This is a genomic window from Viscerimonas tarda (assembly GCF_054601255.1).
In genome coordinates this window covers 1-16,634 of sequence record NZ_BAAHWV010000050.1, presented here as the reverse complement: position 1 = coordinate 16,634, position 16,634 = coordinate 1, and the positions used below count along the sequence as shown (strand labels likewise).

Genomic DNA, 16,634 nt, shown 5'->3' with positions numbered 1-16,634 from the left:
GCTTTCAATCTTAGTATGTTCGTTTGCCTTGTAGTCCGAACGAAGGTTACTGACAATTGTCCGTAGGACATCCATATCAATAGAAAAATAGAACTACAATCTGCCATTTTTCCCCGTAGGGGATACACGAATACAGAAGAGAATGTCCTACGGACAATTTATGAGGGGAATTAGAGTTGTTTTCTATTGATATGTAAGCAGATTTGAGGGTTTAAACACAGGGTTTTACCTCCACATTTTCGGTATGTTCTATTTTATTTCGTTATCTTTATGCGATTTAACTATTTTGTACTATGTATCGTGAACACTCGCCCGACATACGATTAACGCCATTCATAGAAACCTATTGGATTGCCGAGGGTTTTATTGGTAATGGAGAGATTCGCTCAAAAATCTTTCCCGATGGGTGTGTGGATATTTTGTTCTCGTTTGGTGAGGCATCGGAAGCAAACGGGTTGCAACGTTTTTTACCCAATATTGTTGGAACAACCACTTCTTTTATTGAGGTAATGTATGCAGGGAAAACACAGATGTTTGGCATTCGGTTTAAACCCGCCGGTATTACTGCCTTTACCCGCGTTCCAATTCATGAATTTACCAATCAACGAGTGGATATGACTCTTGTTGAAACTTTGTTTGACGAACGGTTTTATGATATATTGTCCGAACAATTTATAGCGACAAGTCATGCCGTGTCTCTACAACAACGTGTTGATAATTACCTGCTCAACAAACTTTCATCATTGTTTACACCCGACAGACAGATTGTTTGCGCCGTTGATTTGATTGAGCAGGCACAAGGAAAATTGTCGCTTGCTAATGTTGCTTCTCGTGTGTGTTTAGGGGAGCGACATTTTGAACGAAAATTTAAAACGGCAGTTGGTATTTCGCCCAAGGCATTCGCTAAAATAGTAAAGTTCAAAAATACTTTACAGTATTTGAAAAATCATCCACGCGAAAATCTATTTTCGATTGCGATAGATTGTGGTTATTACGACCAAGCACACTTGATTAAGGATTTCAGGGCATTAACAGGCGATGTTCCAACACATTTTCGTTAGGAAGTCGTTTTTTTACACCATTGAAATGTAAATTATAAAGTACCTTTGTGAAAATTTAAAACAGCAATTATTATGGAATATCAATCATTAACGCCCAATATTGGGGTGAAAAATGTGAACGAAACGGTAAAGTTTTATACCGAAACATTAGGCTTTCAGCAAATAATGAGTGTTCCCGAAACGGGAGAACTTGCTTGGGCGATGGTCGGCTCGGGGAATGTATTTATCGCATTTCAGGAAACGCAAAATCTTCGGGAAGAATACCCGGCTTTGAAGGATAAGCCGCAAAATGCAACGCTCACTTTTTACATCAAGCTAAAAGGTATGAAAACGCTGTATGACAAGCTGAAAAATACGGAATATCTGGCCAAGGCATTACACAAAACTTTTTATGGCGCCGATGAGTTTGCTATTTACGACAATAACGGATTTATTCTGACCATTACGGAAGATGCCGAATGATTTCTTTTAAATAAGACGTGGCTGTCTCAAAAGTCTGTCATCCCGTGCTTGACATGGGATGACAGACTTTTGAGACAGCCACGCTTATCTGTTGAATCTGTGTGCTGAATTCTTACGAAATAGAAACTCCCCGCTATTTCACCCCGGTCCTTTCCAGCAAAGCATCTACGCTGGGCTCTTGTCCTCGGAATTTGATGTATAATGACATGGGGTCTTCGGTGTTCCCTTTTTCCAGTATGTTTTTGCGGAACGAACTTGCGGTTTCTTTGTTGAATATGCCTGTTTTTTGGAATATGGCAAAGGCGTCGGCATCCAATACTTCCGACCATTTGTAGCTGTAATATCCTGCTGCATATCCGCCCGAGAAAATGTGGTTGAACGATGTGGATATGGCTGTTCCGTCAACCACCGGCAATACGGCTGTTTTGGCGATGGCCTTGCGCTCAAATTCTTTTACATCGTCGGTATAGGGTTGTGGAAGGCTGTGCCAGGCCATATCGAGGTATCCGAATGTTAGTTGGCGATAGCACAAATAGCCTGCGATGAAATTGGAGGCGTTCACCAATTTTTGCACCAATGCCGCCGGAATTGCTTCCCCTGTTTGGTAATGTACGGCAAACTTATCGAGGTATTCTTTTTGAGCCAGCCAGTTTTCCATCACTTGCGAAGGCATTTCTACAAAATCGCGGGCGACATTTGTCCCCGATAAGGTTTCGTAGGTGCAATCGGTGAGCATTCCGTGCAAAGCGTGTCCAAATTCGTGAAGGAAGGTTTCTACTTCGTCGTAGGTCAGCAAAGCTGGAGCCGTATCGGTGGAGCGGGTGAAGTTCATCACGAGCGAAATATGCGGGCGCGAATCTTTTCCATCGCGAATATATTGCCCCTTGTATTCCGTCATCCAGGCGCCTTGACGTTTTCCGGCGCGGGGGTGGAAATCGGTGAACAGCACGGCTATAAATTTTCCGGTGGCGTCAACTACCTCAAAGGCTTCCACTTCGGGATGATAAACCGGAATTTTGGTGTTCTTTCTGAATGTCAGGCCATACAGGTCGGTCGCCAAACCAAACACGCCTTTCTTCACATGTTCCAGCTCAAAATAGGGGCGAACTATTTCGTCATTCAGTTCGTATTTTGCATCTTTCAGCTTTTCAGAGTAATAGCTCCAGTCCCAAGGCTGAATTTCGATGGCTTTTCCTTCCTTGCCAATTGCAAAACCTTGTACTTCCTTCACATCGTTGTGGGCGCTCAGAGCATAGGCCTCGTAGAGTTTGTTGAGCAGCCCGAATACGCCTTCTTTATTCCTGGCCATTTTATCCCGCAGGCTGAATGTTGCATAGTCGCTATAACCCAATAAGTTGGCTATCTTAAGACGGGTTTCGGCTATTTTCTTCACATTTTCCTGATTGTCGAACTCTCCGCCTACCACGCATTTTGTGTTGTAGGCTGTGTAGAGTTTTTCGCGCAAGTCGCGGCGCACCGAATATTTCATAAAGGAGATGTAGCTGGGCGCCGAAAGATCGAACAACCATCCCTCTTTTCCTTTCGACCTGGCATTGTCGGAGGCGGCGTCCAACGAGCTTTGCGGTAATCCTTCCACATCGGCTTTGTCGGTCAACAACATCTCGAACTTGTTGCTTTCCTTCAAAACGTTTTGACCAAAATTCAGCGTCAACTGGCTCAAATCGCCTGACAATTTACGGTATATTTCTTTATCTTCCGCATTCAGGGTAGCCCCTCTATCTTCAAAATCTTCGTATATTTTTTCCAGCAAGCGTATTTGTTCTGCGGTCAGATTCAAACTGCTTCGCTTGTTGTATAGCGCTTTTACACGCTCAAACAACTTTTCGTTCAGGTTTACATTGTTGTGGTGCTCCGAAATTTTCGGCGATAAGCGTTGCGATATATTCATCATTTCGTCATTGCTCTCGGCGCTCAGCAAATTGAAGAATACCGACGAAACTTTCGACAACAATTCCCCCGACCGCTCGTAAGCCTCTATCGTGTTTTTGAAATCCGGCGCTTCGTTGTTGTTGGCAATTTTATCTATTTCGGCCTGATGTTCTTTTATTCCTTTTTCAAAAGCCGGCTCGTAATGCTCGTTCCTGATTTTGTCGAACGGAGGGGTTTCGTAAGGAGTTTTATACTTGGTAAGAAACGGATTCTGTGCCTCAATGCTTGTTGTCATGCCTGTTAATAATAAAATTGGTAAAATAATTCTTTTCATATCGTTCTATATTTATCCTCTCCAAGCCCTTCGATATATAGGCTTCGATTCGGGGAGCCCACTCTCATCAACGGGCTTTTTCCCCAATTTTACGTGAATCATAAAAGCCATTTTTAGCAATATATCTTTCTGACGGGCTAATAATTCTTCGTCGGGATGTTCTATATCAATTGTTTTGTTGTGTTCCATCAACGCAGCAATATAAGCCGCTTCGTATTTGGTCAGGTCTCCTGCCGGTTTGTTGAAGTAAATCTGAGAGGCCGCCTCAACGCCAAATATGCCATTTCCAACCAAGGAGGTGTTCAGATATATTTCCAAAATGCGGTCTTTTCCCCACAAATATTCTTCAAGAATGGTGAAGTAGGGTTCCAGCAGGTCTTTGACTTTCGAGTCGCCTTTTGTAAGAAAAACCGAATGAGCCGCTTTTTGTGTAATCGTCTCATGTTCTTTGGGTATCCTCCTGATCAAGCTATCGTCTTCATTAATAGGCGAAAAACCATCATGCACATAAAAGTTATTATCTTCCCCGGCCAGAACGGCAATAATTACGTTGCGCGACATCGAGTCGATGGGTATCCAGCAATGTTCTACTTTATAGTTCAAACTATCGTCATGATGTCCGAATTTGTAAAATGCCATCTGTGGCGTATGTTCAACATCGAATTTGCTGTAAAAAGCGACCCACAGTATGCTGGATAAAAAAACAGCAATGAGCGTTATTCCGAATATGCGAAGAATGAGGGAAACCGGGATGCTTGGCTTGGCTTTTTTCATAGCGTTCTATTTTTTTACTTTTTCGGGGTTTTTACTCATAAAATCTTTCCAACTGGTGAATTTCTTGTCCGAAGCCGGATTATTTGTCTGAAAATAATGGCAGACAGCTGCCGCCAAACCATCGGTAGCATCCATTTGGGGCAACATGCTTTCGGCGGGGATATGCAAAAAGCTTTGAAGCATATAGGCTACCTGCTCTTTGGCTGCTCGCCCGTTTCCGGTTATCGACATTTTGATTTTGAGGGGAGCATATTCAAAAATAGGAATATCGCGCGAAAGAGCGGCAGCCATGGCTACACCCTGCGCCCGTCCCAGTTTGAGCATACTTTGTACATTTTTCCCGAAAAACGGCGCTTCAATGGCCATTTCATCGGGCAGGTATTCTTCAATCAGGCCTATCACCCGTTCAAATATCCGCCTTAGACGAAGATAATGATCGTCGTATTTGTTGAGTTGCAGAATCCCCATGGCCAGTAATTGCGGTTTATTGTTCACCACCCGCAAAACGCCGTATCCCATAACCTGTGTTCCGGGGTCGATACCGAGTATTATACGTTCCTTTTCCAGCATAACCTCAATAGTCTATTTCTTCGAGAAGCGTTACGAATCCCAATACTTTATTGCCGAATTTGCTCGCGAGTTCGCGCTGAAGCTTCTCTCCTTCGGTCTTCATCCAGTAGTTAAACGTATCGGTATTTTTTGCCCTGAGTTGTAGCGAGTAGCTTGTCCCTTGTTCTTCGTGTTGGGGATATATGTGCGCAAAACAACTCATGTGCAGGAACCCGCTGTTTGTAGCAACAGGTATATATGTTTGCCGCATGTATTCGAGGTAGGCTTCCTGAATATCATCTTCGACATGGAAAGTTGTATTAAATATCAACATCTGCTTTGTTTTGAACAAAGATAGGCAGATTGCAACGAATAACGAAATTATAATGAGCTAATGTGAAAAAGCCCCTCCAACCTCCCCGTAAGGGGAGGCTTATAAAGTTCCCCTACGGGGGATTCAGGGGGCTTTTTTATTCCTCCGGTTCGGTATCAATTGCTTTCCAGACGAATGCAGCTATTACGGCGCCTAAGAATGGGGCAACGATAAACACCCAAAGTTGAGATAAGGCTTCGCCTCCCTGAAACAGTGCAGGGCCGATACTGCGCGCCGGATTTACCGATGTGCCGGTAATCGGAATACAAACGATGTGTATCAGTACCAGGGCTAAACCGATAGCCAAACCCGCAAACTTATTATTGGCGCCCTTGGATGTTGAGCCAAGCGCCACCAACAAAAAGATAAATGTAAAAACGGTTTCGGCAACAAAGGCTGTTGCCAGAGCGCCATCGGCATAACCATTAGCGCCTGTAAACGTGGTGGTTGAACCCGAATCTTTGGCTAAAACATAGAGTATGGCAGAGCCGATAATAGCTCCTGTTATCTGAAAAACGATGTACAAACCGGCATCTTTGCACGCTATTTTTTTCGAGACCAACAAGCCCAGCGTAATGGCCGGATTGATATGGCATCCCGATATTTTGCCAATGGTATAAGCCATCGCCACAACCGAAAGACCAAAGGCAAACGCCACTCCTAAAGCGCCGACTGAGTCGAAAGGCTGTGTTGCTCCGGCAAAAACAGCGCTACCACATCCCATAAGAACAAGTACCATTGTTCCTATCATTTCTGCTAAATACTTCTTCATAATTACATAATTAATTTGTTAATAATTTAAGTATTAATATGTTCGCGTATATATGTTCTATCCTTCCATTTCTATTCAATAACAAAATAGGGGGGCATTATGTTTGGAGTAGTTGACCCAGTTTTTTGACAAATGTAGGAAAATATAAAAATAAAACAAATAGTTTGAGGATTTTTTCGGGGCAAACCTGAAAAAATTTAGCGCTTATGTTTTTCGGTAAAGTTGCTGATATGAGCAGGAGATTCCTCCCTTTGGTCGGAATGACGGTCTCCTTTTTGGGAGAGGGGATGAGGAAGCGGCGGCGAAGCCGCCGCTTCCTCATCCCTTAAACCACCAATGAGCGAGTCATTCCGACCAAAGGGAGGAATCTCATTCGTAATTAGTGGTTCTAAAATTTTTCATGCGTTTGCCTTATTTTCTTCTCAAAACATAAACACAGTATCACTATTTTTTTCTAACTTTATTACATGAGAAAGATTATCCATATAGATATGGACGCTTTTTTTGCTTCTATCGAACAACGCGACAATGAAAGCCTCCGCGGCAAACCGGTGGCTGTTGGTTATTCGGGAAACAGGGGAGTGGTGGCCGCCGCCAGTTACGAGGCGCGCCGCTTTGGCGTGAGGTCGGCAATGCCCTCCAAAACGGCTTTGCGAAAGTGTCCCCAACTGATTTTTGTGCCAACTCGCTTTAGCGTTTACAAAGCGGTCTCGCGACAGATAATGGATATTTTTCACGACTATACGGATTTGGTCGAACCTTTGTCGCTGGACGAGGCCTTTCTTGACGTAACCGAAAATTTCAAGCAAATCCCTTCTGCTACCGAAATTGCAAAAGAAATTAAGGAGCGCATCTTCACCGAAACTTCGCTGACGGCCTCGGCGGGGGTTTCCTTCAATAAATTTTTGGCTAAAATAGCCTCCGATTACAACAAACCAAACGGCTTGTTTGTGATTACGCCCAAACGTGCCGAAGCTTTTGTGGAGCAAATGCCGATAGAACAGTTCTTTGGCATTGGCAGGGTTACGGCGAAGAAGATGCACCTGCTGGGCATAAAAACCGGCTTAGACCTGAAAAACATGACCGAAGGCCAACTGATTGGGATATTCGGAAAGGCCGGATCTATCTATTATCAGAATGCGAGAGCCATTGACAACCGCGAGGTGAACCCCAACAGGATAAGAAAATCGGTAGGGGCGGAATGCACCTTCGACAGGGACATGGATTTGATAGAAGATTTATTGCCCGAATTAAAACTGATTGCCGAAGACCTGACCGGACGAATCAAGCGCAGTTCGTTCTTGGGACGAACCATTACATTAAAGGTGAAATACGCCGATTTTACGATTATATCCCGCAGTAAAACATTCCTGCATCCGCTTACCGATTTTCAATCCTTGTTCGATGCCGGTAAGGAATTGCTGGAAAATATCGCCATTCAACCCAAAATACGGCTATTGGGGCTAAGCGTTAAGACCAGCGATGCTCAGCTATGGGCCGACAATGTTCAGCTGGAACTTGCTTTTGAAGACTAAGCAGCCTTTTCCGCCTTGTATTTTTGCGCTAACAAACGGAGGAACGAACTAATCTGAGATATAGCCGCCTGGGTTTCTCCCGACACTTCTTTTTGTTGCAATTTCAACAGCAAAAAACCATAGAGCGCCGAAAAGCAGGTTTCTATTTCGGGGATGCTTTTATCCTGGCTCTTACTCCTTAGTTCAACAATAAAGGGCAATGTTTTGTAATAACTTGCCGTGTAGGATGTTTCTTGTGGGTCATCCAACAGGCTCTGATGCAAATCGCTGAGGTTGATAATCACATTTTTATTGATCTGGAGGTGCCCTGTTTCCTTTTTGTTTTCCGATACCATCATCTCAATCAAACCCTGGTACCAGTCTCTCATTTCCTGTCCGACCTCTTCGGGTTGGTCAAATTTATTGATGATATTTTCCTGTATCCGGTCAATATCAAACTGCTGGGCTCTGATAATATCTTCTATTTGCCACATATAGAGCAAATACTCGGCAATATTCTCTTCCTTTTTTTGTCGGGCGATCAACATTTCTCTTTATTTTTTTACAAAGATAGGGATTTTTTGTATAAGAAAAAGCGAGGCTCTCCAACCGCGGAAGCCTCGCTCTTTTACAGTATTGTTTCGCTTTTTACTCTTCTGTTTTGTCCGAAGAACCGGCCAAACGCAAATAGCCTTTATAGCGCCATTGTGCATTGGCTTTTGCAGCGGCGTACAGTTCTTGCGCCTCTGTCGGATTCGATTTCACAAGAGAAGTATAACGCACTTCGCTATTCAGGAATGCATCGAATTTATCCCAGTCCGGCGTTTTGCTGTCGAGCGTGAACGGATTCTTGCCTTCTTCTTCCAATGTTGGATTGAAACGCCACAAGTGCCAGTATCCACAGGCAACTGCCGCAGCTTCTTCGCCCTGAGCAAATCCCATGCCTTTCTTCAAACCGTGGCTGATACATGGGGCATAAGCAATAATCAAAGAGGGGCCTTTGTATTCTTCGGCTTCTTTCAACGCTTTCAGGTATTGTCCCTGATTGGCTCCCATTGCTACCTGAGCTACATATACATAGCCGTAAGTGGCAGCAATCATACCCAAGTCTTTTTTGCGAATCTTCTTACCGGCAGCAGCAAACTTAGCCACAGCAGCAGTAGGTGTAGATTTGGAAGATTGTCCACCTGTATTGGAATAAATTTCGGTATCCAAAACCAATACGTTCACGTCTTCTCCCGAAGCAAGTACGTGGTCGAGACCGCCGAAACCTATATCGTAAGCCCAACCGTCTCCTCCGAATATCCAGATAGAACGCTTGATGATGTATTGTTGCAGCGAATAGATTTCTTTACAGAATTCGCAATTGTCTTTTTCAACTTCCAACAGCGGTAGTATTCTGGCTTTGATTTCCTTGGTTGCTTCTGCGTTGTCTTTGTTTTCGATCCATTCTTTGTAGATGGCTTTCAATTCGTCAGAACACTTCGGACAATCCTGAACTTCGGTCATTAGTTTCACCAGGCGGTTGCGCATACTTGTGTTTGCGATGGCATAGCCCAAACCAAATTCGGCATTGTCTTCAAACAGGGAATTTGCCCAAGCCGGTCCTTTTCCTTCCGCATTTTTGGTATAAGGAGTTGCAGGAGCCGAACCGCCATAGATTGAAGAACATCCTGTTGCATTGGCAATCAACATCCGGTCGCCATACAACTGGGTAATCAATTTCACATACGGTGTTTCACCACAACCCGAACATGCGCCGGAGAACTCGAACAATGGCGTAGAGAATTGTGAGTTTTTCACATTCAGTTTCACATCCACCAAATGAGCTTTGCTGGTTACGTTCTTCACCATGAAGTCCCAGTTGGTTTGTTCGGGATATTGTGTTCCGATTTCAACCATATTGAGGGCTTTTTCGCCTTTTTTACCCGGGCATACGTCTGCGCAATTGGCACAACCCAAACAGTCCAGCACATCCACCTGGATACGGTATCCCATGCCTTCAAATTGTTTTCCCTGGGCTTTCAGCAGTTGTGCGCTGGCAGGCGCTTTGGCCTGTTCGTCGGCATCCAGTACGAATGGGCGAATAGTTGCGTGAGGACACACATAAGCACATTGGTTACACTGAATACAGTTGTCGATGTTCCAAACCGGAACGTATGCAGCCACACCGCGTTTTTCGTATGTGGTAGTGCCGTTTTCCCATGTTCCGTCTTCGCGACCGTTGAATACCGATACCGGCAGGTCGTATCCGCGTTGAGCGTTTACGGGGCGTACTATTTTTTGGATAAATTCGGGAGCATCATCTGTTGCAGGTTCGCCTACTGCAATGTTTGCCCATCCGGCAGGTACTTCTACTTTTTCTACATCTATACCCCGGTCAACGGCGGCATAGTTTTTATTGATAACGTCCTCGCCTTTACGTCCGTAAGATTTCACAATGAATTTCTTCATTTGTTCCACGGCCAGATCGTAAGGGATAACATTGGAAATTTTGAAGAATGCCGATTGAAGAATTGTATTGGTACGTCCACCCAAACCTATTTCAGTCGCAATTTTAGTAGCGTTGATGATGTAGAAATTGATGTTGTTGACGGCCAGGTATTTCTTAACCGAATCGGGAAGGTAGTTGCCTACTTCTTCCTTGCTCCATACCGAGTTCAACAAGAATGTTCCGCCTTTTTTCAAGCCTTTGGTTACATCGTAAAGGTGAAGATAGGCCGGTACATGGCAGGCTACAAAGTTTGGCGTATTTACCAAATAGGTAGAACGGATAGGATGGTCGCCAAAACGAAGGTGGGAACAAGTGAACCCGCCCGATTTTTTAGAGTCGTAAGCAAAATAAGCCTGACAATATTTATTGGTGTTGTCGCCAATGATTTTTACGGTATTCTTGTTCGCGCCCACAGTTCCGTCCGAACCAAGTCCGTAGAATTTAGCTTCGTAGTTGTTATCGTCCACCGAAACTTCTTCTTTCAACGGAAGCGATTTGAATGTTACATCGTCCACGATACCTACGGTGAAGTCGTTTTTAGGAAGATTCAGCGAAAGATTTTCGTAAACCGACATGATTTGTGCCGGAGTAGTATCTTTAGACGAAAGTCCGAAAATACCGCCTACGATGGTTGGTGCATCGGGTTTTCCGTAAAAACAGCTTTTTACATCGAGGTAAAGAGGTTGTCCGATTGATCCGGGTTCTTTTGTGCGGTCGAGTACAGCAATTCTTTTGGCTGTTTTTGGGATAGCCGCAATAAATGCTTCGGCTTTGAACGGACGATATAAGTGAACGGCAACCAGACCTACTTTTTCGCCTTTTGCGTTCAGGTAGTCGATGGTTTCTTTAATGGTTTCGGTTACCGAACCCATGGCTATGATTACACGGTCGGCATCGGCGGCTCCGTAGTAGTCGAACAAGTTGTATTTACGTCCTGTTATTCTTGAAACTTCGGCCAGGTATTTTTCTACTATTCCGGGAACGGCATCGTAGAATTTATTCGATGCTTCGCGCGATTGGAAGTAGATGTCTTCGTTTTGAGCAGTACCGCGTGTTACGGGATTTTCGGGATTCAACGCTCTTTCGCGGAATTCGGCAAGCGCTTTTTGGTCGAGAAGAGGGGCCAGGTCGTCCTGCTCCATCAATTCTACTTTCTGAATTTCGTGCGATGTGCGGAATCCGTCAAAAATATTCATAAACGGAATGCGTGATTCGATGGTAGCCAGATGCGATATAGCCGACAAATCCATTACTTCCTGAACCGAGCCCGAGAAGAACATGGCAAAACCGGTTTGGCGCGCAGCCATAACGTCCTGGTGGTCTCCGAATATAGACAGCGCCTGAGCGGCTAGTGCGCGGGCTGAAATATGGAATACCGAAGGAAGCAGTTCGCCCGCAATTTTATACATATTCGGAATCATCAGCAGCAGCCCCTGCGATGCGGTGTAGGTAGAAGTCAATGCTCCTGCCTGCAACGATCCGTGAACAGCTCCGGCGGCTCCGGCCTCCGATTGCATTTCTTGCACTATTATTGTTTCGCCGAAGATGTTTTTACGTCCGGCAGCAGCCCATTCGTCAACATATTCTGCCATTGTTGACGAGGGTGTGATTGGGTAGATTGATGCCACTTCGCTGAACATATAAGATACGTGGGCAGCAGCGTAATTCCCATCACAGGTTACAAATTTTTTTTCTTTTGCCATACTGTTTTATATTAATTAAATTTATTTATTTCCTCTCTCGCTTCATTATGTACTTGTTCCCACTTATACATGTTCCCTTTTCAATTATTCCTGTTTATCAGGTTTACAACCACCTTTACCATGACATCTTTCTCTTCTGTTCGGCTTTCTGCAATCATCAAGGTCAAAGCGACAAGCGTATTGTTTTCTATCAATCGCAATCCGTATTCTTTGTACAGGATACCATTCTTCTCTAAAAACCATAAAAACAAAAACGCTGCAATCCGTTTATTTCCATCGCTGAACGAATGATTTTTTGTAACCAGATAAAGCAGCATAGCCGCTTTCTCTTCAATGCTCGGATATAAATCTATTCATTGAACTTTTGAACGATTGGTCTTTTTCGTTGCCAAACAAACCGCCGCTATCAAATTTTCTTTTCAGTTGCCTAATCGCTTCCATAGCATTTTCGTAGGTCGCATGAAACTTTTCCCCTCCGGTAGTTTTTTCAATCGTCAGTTGTTGATAATCGTATCTGTCCAACGTATCCAAAGCGTAGGTGTAATCGGTAATTACACGCAACAATCCGGTAGCTTCTACGGCAGATAGCTCTTCTTTGTTTTGAATGACATTGGACAAAAGTTTGACAGTTTGTTTCAAGTCATTATATTGTTGGGCTACAATTTTATTATTGACGGCATATCCTTTTACAATATAATCTTTCAGAATTTTATTTGCCCAAATGCGAAACTCGACGCCTCGCAGGGATTTTACCCTGTAACCTATTGATATAATCATGTCAAGGTTGTAGTAAATAACATTCCTTTGAACCGACCGCTGCCCTTCTTGCTGAACTGTCAAGCATTCCTTGACAGTTGCTTCTTTTTCCAATTCTTTTTCCTTAAAAATATTTCCGATATGTAAACTGATATTCTGCTTGGTTGTTTGGAACAAATCTACCATTTGCGTCTGTGTCAGCCAAACCGTTTCTCCATCCAGACGCACATCTAAATTTGTTGTGCCATCCGAAGTTTGATAGATGATGATTTCGCTATTTCCTATTTTCAAATTACTTTTATCCATTAAACCATTAAATCTCTTAATATAAAAACCCGAAAAGCCACAATGGAATAACGTTTTCTTCGCCAATCTCCATCATTTCCACGGCATAATAGGTTTCTGTTTTCTTTTTGCTTTTTGCCTTTGTTCCTTCAATCTTGAATGTGTATCCGTCTTTGTCGTCCTTAACAATAAAAACGCCGTTCTTGTTTCCTTTCTTCAGCTTGCTATCGTTGTGATGGAGCTGGTTGTAGAAAAACGTTTCGCGCAGGGATTGTTCTTCAATCGACCGCGGTTTGAGGGCAAACATCAGGTTGGTGTTGTGCATATATACCATGTCGGGTTTTTTAGGGTATTCCTCCCCTTCGCGGTATAGCATGTTAATCAAACGGGCATCCTTCAAGTACTCGAGGTAGTTGGTTACGGTTGCTCTCGATATTTCGCATTCGATGCTCAACTGGCTGATATTTGGCTTGCCGGGCGATGACAGGGACAACAAGTACAGCAACTTCCTTAGTTTGGAAAGGTACGATTGCTCTATTTGCCTGATCGACAGCACGTCCACTTCGAGCATCATATTGACGGTTTTAAGCAGGTTTTCCGAAAAATTGCGTTTCTCCAGAAAAAACGGATAATAGCCGTGGTGAATATAATCCCTGAAATAGGCCAAAGGCTTCACCTTGGAACAGATGGCGGCGGCTATCTCTTTGTGGTTGTTAAGCACATCGTGCAGCGAGTAAGGCTGAAAATCGTTGTTGGTAATGATATTTAAAAATTCACGGAACGAAAATCCGCGAAGATTATATACCTTAACAACAGAGGCCAACTCTTTACTTTCGTCCAAAGGCATCACTGTTGAGCCGGAGAATACGATTCTCAGGTCGGGAAAATCGTCGTAGCACTGGCGCAATTCCTTCGCCCAGTCGGGATACTTATACACTTGGTCGATAAGCAAGGTTTTACCACCCTTAAACCTGAATTCTTCGGCAAAATCCCGTATAGTTTTGCAGGTAAACGAAAAGTGATTCATGTTGATGTATAGACAATCGTGCTTCTCAACGTCAAAAAAACGTTTTGCATACTGCAGCAGGAATGTTGTTTTACCCACACCCCTCGTTCCTTTGATCGCAATCAACCGGTCGTTCCAATCCACCTCATCCATTAATCTCCTAACCACGAGAGTATTAAGATGCTCAACCAAATATTTGTGCGTTCTGAAAAAAGACTCCACTTAAATCCTTTATTTATTAAGTCGTAATATGGCTACGAAGATACACTTTTTTTAAAATACTGCAAACTGAAGATGACAATTTTATTGTTTTTCGTTGAGATAATGTAGGGACAGGGCTGTTACACGAATACGGAGGTGAATGTCCTACGACAATTTATGAGGGGAATTAGAGTTGTTTTCTATTGATATGTAAGCCCGATGGGTTATGATTCAGAGGGTTTAAACACAGGGTTTTGCTGGTGAGTGTTTTTTCGGTCTTGCGAGTTGTCCTACCTGGATTCGAACCAAGAATGTCTGATCCAGAATCAGATGTGTTACCATTACACCATAGGACAGTTTGCTTTCTGGAAAGTGCGGGGCAATGTTGCCATTGTTTTAACAGGAAATGATGCAGATACCAAGAAACTCTTCTACACAGATTCTGAATCCTGCATCAATAATTCGTTGTTTGTTGTCCCGCCAGGACTCGAACCTAGGACGACTGAACCAAAATCAGTTGTGTTACCATTACACCACGGGACAATCTTCTTATCAAAAAAGTGGGACAAAAGTAATTTTCTTTTTTTAGAAAATCAAATTTATTCCGCTCTTTTTCATTTTGCGACTATCAAATAATAGTTTTTCTTGCCTTTTTGTACCAAAATATACTTGTCGTTGATAAGATGCGCCGCATTTATGGGCTCTTCGGCATTCTCCAGTTTTTGTTTGTTGACCGAAACTCCACCGGCTTGTACCATTTTTCGCAATTCTCCTTTCGAGGGGAAAACGGCTGTTTTTTCGGTCAGCAAATCTATTGCTTTCAGGCCTGTGGCTAATTCGGTTGCCGGAACCTCGTATTGCGGAACGCCTTCAAATACTTCGAGCAAGGTTTGATCGTCTATTTCGGGCAGGGTTTTGCCGAATAGCAGGTCGGAGGCTTTCAGTGCATTTTCGTAATCTTCCTGCGAGTGAACCATAACGGTTACTTCCTGTGCCAATCGCTTCTGGAGCGGGCGTAAGTGTGCAGCCTGCCGTTGTTCTTCGATTAAAACGGCTATCTCGTCCTTGTCCAATGCCGTAAATATCTTGATGTATTTTTCGGCGTCGGCATCGCTCACGTTCAGCCAGAACTGGTAAAATTTATAGGGGGAAGTGTAGCGCTTATCGAGCCAAACATTCCCCGATTCGGTTTTTCCGAATTTGCCGCCATCGGCTTTGGTTATCAACGGGCAAACCAAGCCGAAAGCTTCTTCGCCAGATTTGCGGCGTATAAGCTCGGTGCCGGTGGTGATATTCCCCCATTGGTCGGAGCCCCCCATTTGCAGTTTGCAGCCGTAATTGGCAAACAAATGCAGAAAATCGTAGCCTTGCACCAATTGGTAGGTGAACTCGGTAAAAGACATCCCCTCGCCTTCGCCCGAAAAACGCTTTCTCACCGAATCTTTCGACATCATGTAATTGACGGTAATGTGCTTGCCGATGTCGCGGATAAAATCCAGGAAACTGAAATTTTTCATCCAGTCGTAGTTGTTCACCATGATTGCCGCATTGGATGCGTCCGATTCAAAATCCAGGAACTTGGACAGTTGTTTTTTTATCGCCTCCTGATTGCGGCGAAGGGTTTCCTCATCCAGCAGGTTCCGCTCGAGCGACTTGCCCGAAGGGTCGCCAATCATTCCGGTAGCGCCGCCAACGAGGGCAATCGGACGATGTCCCGCCCGCTGAAAGTGTTTCAGCATCATCACGCTGACAAGATGCCCGATATGTAGCGAATCGGCCGTAGGATCGATGCCCACATAAGCCGAAGTCATTTCTTTTTGCAATTGTTCTTCCGTTCCCGGCATCAGGTCGTGGATCATGCCACGCCATTTTAGCTCCTCAACAAAATTCATCGTTTTCATCGTTTTATAATTGAACCTTGCAAAAGTAGTCTTTTTAGCTGAAAAACGAAAAATAATGTAATAATGTGCTAATGCGCTGATGTGAATAATGTGCTAATTGGCGCGAAGCGGCAAAAAACGCTGTCATTGCGGGCTTTGACCCGCAATCCCCCGAGCATGGAACAAAACCCGGGAGATTTGCTCGCGCTCAGGAGATTGCGGGTCGGAGCCTGCAATGACAGAAAGCATTGTTCCTTGTTTTTGCCGGACAAATGTCTGTATTTTTTTTCTGGCGTAGTATTTTGAGGCCTTAAATTTATTTTATGAATTATTCTTTTTCAATGATTAACCATATCTAACTAAATGGGGGGGTAATTCTGAAATATTGTTATATATTTGTCGTAATAAAAATCACTAAAACAATTAAGTATGAAAACGAAACAACTTTTACTATCAGTATTTGCCGTATTGTTGGCAAATACGGCGTTTGGACAAACTGCATTGGTTTCGGACAGCAATGGAAATTATAAGATTGGGGAAGATTTGGTTAGCGGATCAGCCTGGGGATATGGAAAAATGC

The 16,634-nt window shown here is 43.8% G+C and carries 12 protein-coding genes, 2 tRNA genes and 1 pseudogene; 3 read left to right on the top strand and 12 right to left on the bottom strand.

Going from position 1 to position 16,634, the window contains the following annotated elements; translation table 11 throughout:
• Positions 1 to 293 precede the first annotated feature (293 nt).
• Positions 294 to 1,061 (top strand): DUF6597 domain-containing transcriptional factor, encoded by a 768-nt coding sequence (locus ACYPWY_RS14380; RefSeq protein ID WP_459686239.1) that lies wholly within the window; start codon positions 294 to 296, stop codon positions 1,059 to 1,061.
• A gap of 72 nt (positions 1,062 to 1,133) precedes the next feature.
• Positions 1,134 to 1,523 carry a VOC family protein gene (locus ACYPWY_RS14375; RefSeq protein ID WP_459686238.1) on the top strand — a complete coding sequence of 130 codons (390 nt, stop codon included), beginning with the start codon at positions 1,134 to 1,136 and terminating at the stop codon, positions 1,521 to 1,523.
• A 133-nt stretch (positions 1,524 to 1,656) separates the two neighbouring features.
• Here ACYPWY_RS14375 and ACYPWY_RS14370 read toward each other — a convergent pair whose 3' ends face one another.
• From ACYPWY_RS14370 to ACYPWY_RS14350, 5 genes are all read right to left on the bottom strand, one after another.
• Entirely contained in the window at positions 1,657 to 3,747 is a 2,091-nt protein-coding gene (locus ACYPWY_RS14370; RefSeq protein ID WP_459686237.1) for a M3 family metallopeptidase, read from the bottom strand.
• A 12-nt stretch (positions 3,748 to 3,759) separates the two neighbouring features.
• Entirely contained in the window at positions 3,760 to 4,521 is a 762-nt protein-coding gene (locus tag ACYPWY_RS14365) for a transglycosylase domain-containing protein (RefSeq protein ID WP_459686236.1), read from the bottom strand.
• A 6-nt stretch (positions 4,522 to 4,527) separates the two neighbouring features.
• Positions 4,528 to 5,091 carry a crossover junction endodeoxyribonuclease RuvC gene (ruvC, locus tag ACYPWY_RS14360; RefSeq protein ID WP_459686235.1) on the bottom strand — a complete coding sequence of 188 codons (564 nt, stop codon included), beginning with the start codon at positions 5,089 to 5,091 and terminating at the stop codon, positions 4,528 to 4,530.
• 4 nt (positions 5,092 to 5,095) lie between these two features.
• Positions 5,096 to 5,404, bottom strand: a complete 309-nt coding sequence (locus tag ACYPWY_RS14355) for a DUF4286 family protein (RefSeq protein WP_459686234.1) — start codon at positions 5,402 to 5,404, stop codon at positions 5,096 to 5,098.
• Between the two features lie 136 nt (positions 5,405 to 5,540).
• Positions 5,541 to 6,215 (bottom strand): MIP family channel protein, encoded by a 675-nt coding sequence (locus ACYPWY_RS14350; RefSeq protein WP_459686233.1) that lies wholly within the window; start codon positions 6,213 to 6,215, stop codon positions 5,541 to 5,543.
• Between the two features lie 467 nt (positions 6,216 to 6,682).
• Here ACYPWY_RS14350 and dinB point away from each other — a divergent pair, with 467 nt between their 5' ends.
• Complete coding sequence (gene dinB / locus ACYPWY_RS14345) at positions 6,683 to 7,750, top strand: DNA polymerase IV (RefSeq protein ID WP_459686232.1); 1,068 nt, start codon at positions 6,683 to 6,685, stop codon at positions 7,748 to 7,750.
• On the opposite strand, the gene ACYPWY_RS14340 is transcribed toward dinB, so the two are convergent.
• The 7 genes and pseudogenes from ACYPWY_RS14340 to tyrS all read right to left on the bottom strand — a co-directional run bounded on the left by ACYPWY_RS14340 (position 7,747) and on the right by tyrS (position 16,066).
• Positions 7,747 to 8,277, bottom strand: a complete 531-nt coding sequence (locus ACYPWY_RS14340; protein ID WP_459686231.1) for a DUF4924 family protein — start codon at positions 8,275 to 8,277, stop codon at positions 7,747 to 7,749. The genes dinB and ACYPWY_RS14340 overlap by 4 nt on opposite strands.
• 100 nt (positions 8,278 to 8,377) lie before the next feature.
• Positions 8,378 to 11,926 carry a pyruvate:ferredoxin (flavodoxin) oxidoreductase gene (gene nifJ, locus ACYPWY_RS14335; protein ID WP_459686230.1) on the bottom strand — a complete coding sequence of 1,183 codons (3,549 nt, stop codon included), beginning with the start codon at positions 11,924 to 11,926 and terminating at the stop codon, positions 8,378 to 8,380.
• 80 nt (positions 11,927 to 12,006) lie between these two features.
• A pseudogene (rhuM, locus tag ACYPWY_RS14330) lies at positions 12,007 to 12,988 on the bottom strand (RhuM family protein).
• A 16-nt stretch (positions 12,989 to 13,004) separates the two neighbouring features.
• On the bottom strand, positions 13,005 to 14,195 hold the full coding sequence (locus ACYPWY_RS14325; RefSeq protein WP_459686229.1) for an AAA family ATPase: 1,191 nt from the start codon (positions 14,193 to 14,195) through the stop codon (positions 13,005 to 13,007).
• Between the two features lie 264 nt (positions 14,196 to 14,459).
• A tRNA-Gln gene (locus tag ACYPWY_RS14320) sits at positions 14,460 to 14,530 on the bottom strand.
• Positions 14,531 to 14,646: 116 nt separating this feature from the next.
• Positions 14,647 to 14,717, bottom strand: a tRNA-Gln gene (locus tag ACYPWY_RS14315).
• Positions 14,718 to 14,788: 71 nt separating this feature from the next.
• Positions 14,789 to 16,066 (bottom strand): tyrosine--tRNA ligase, encoded by a 1,278-nt coding sequence (tyrS, locus tag ACYPWY_RS14310; protein ID WP_459686240.1) that lies wholly within the window; start codon positions 16,064 to 16,066, stop codon positions 14,789 to 14,791.
• Positions 16,067 to 16,634: the final 568 nt, after the last annotated feature.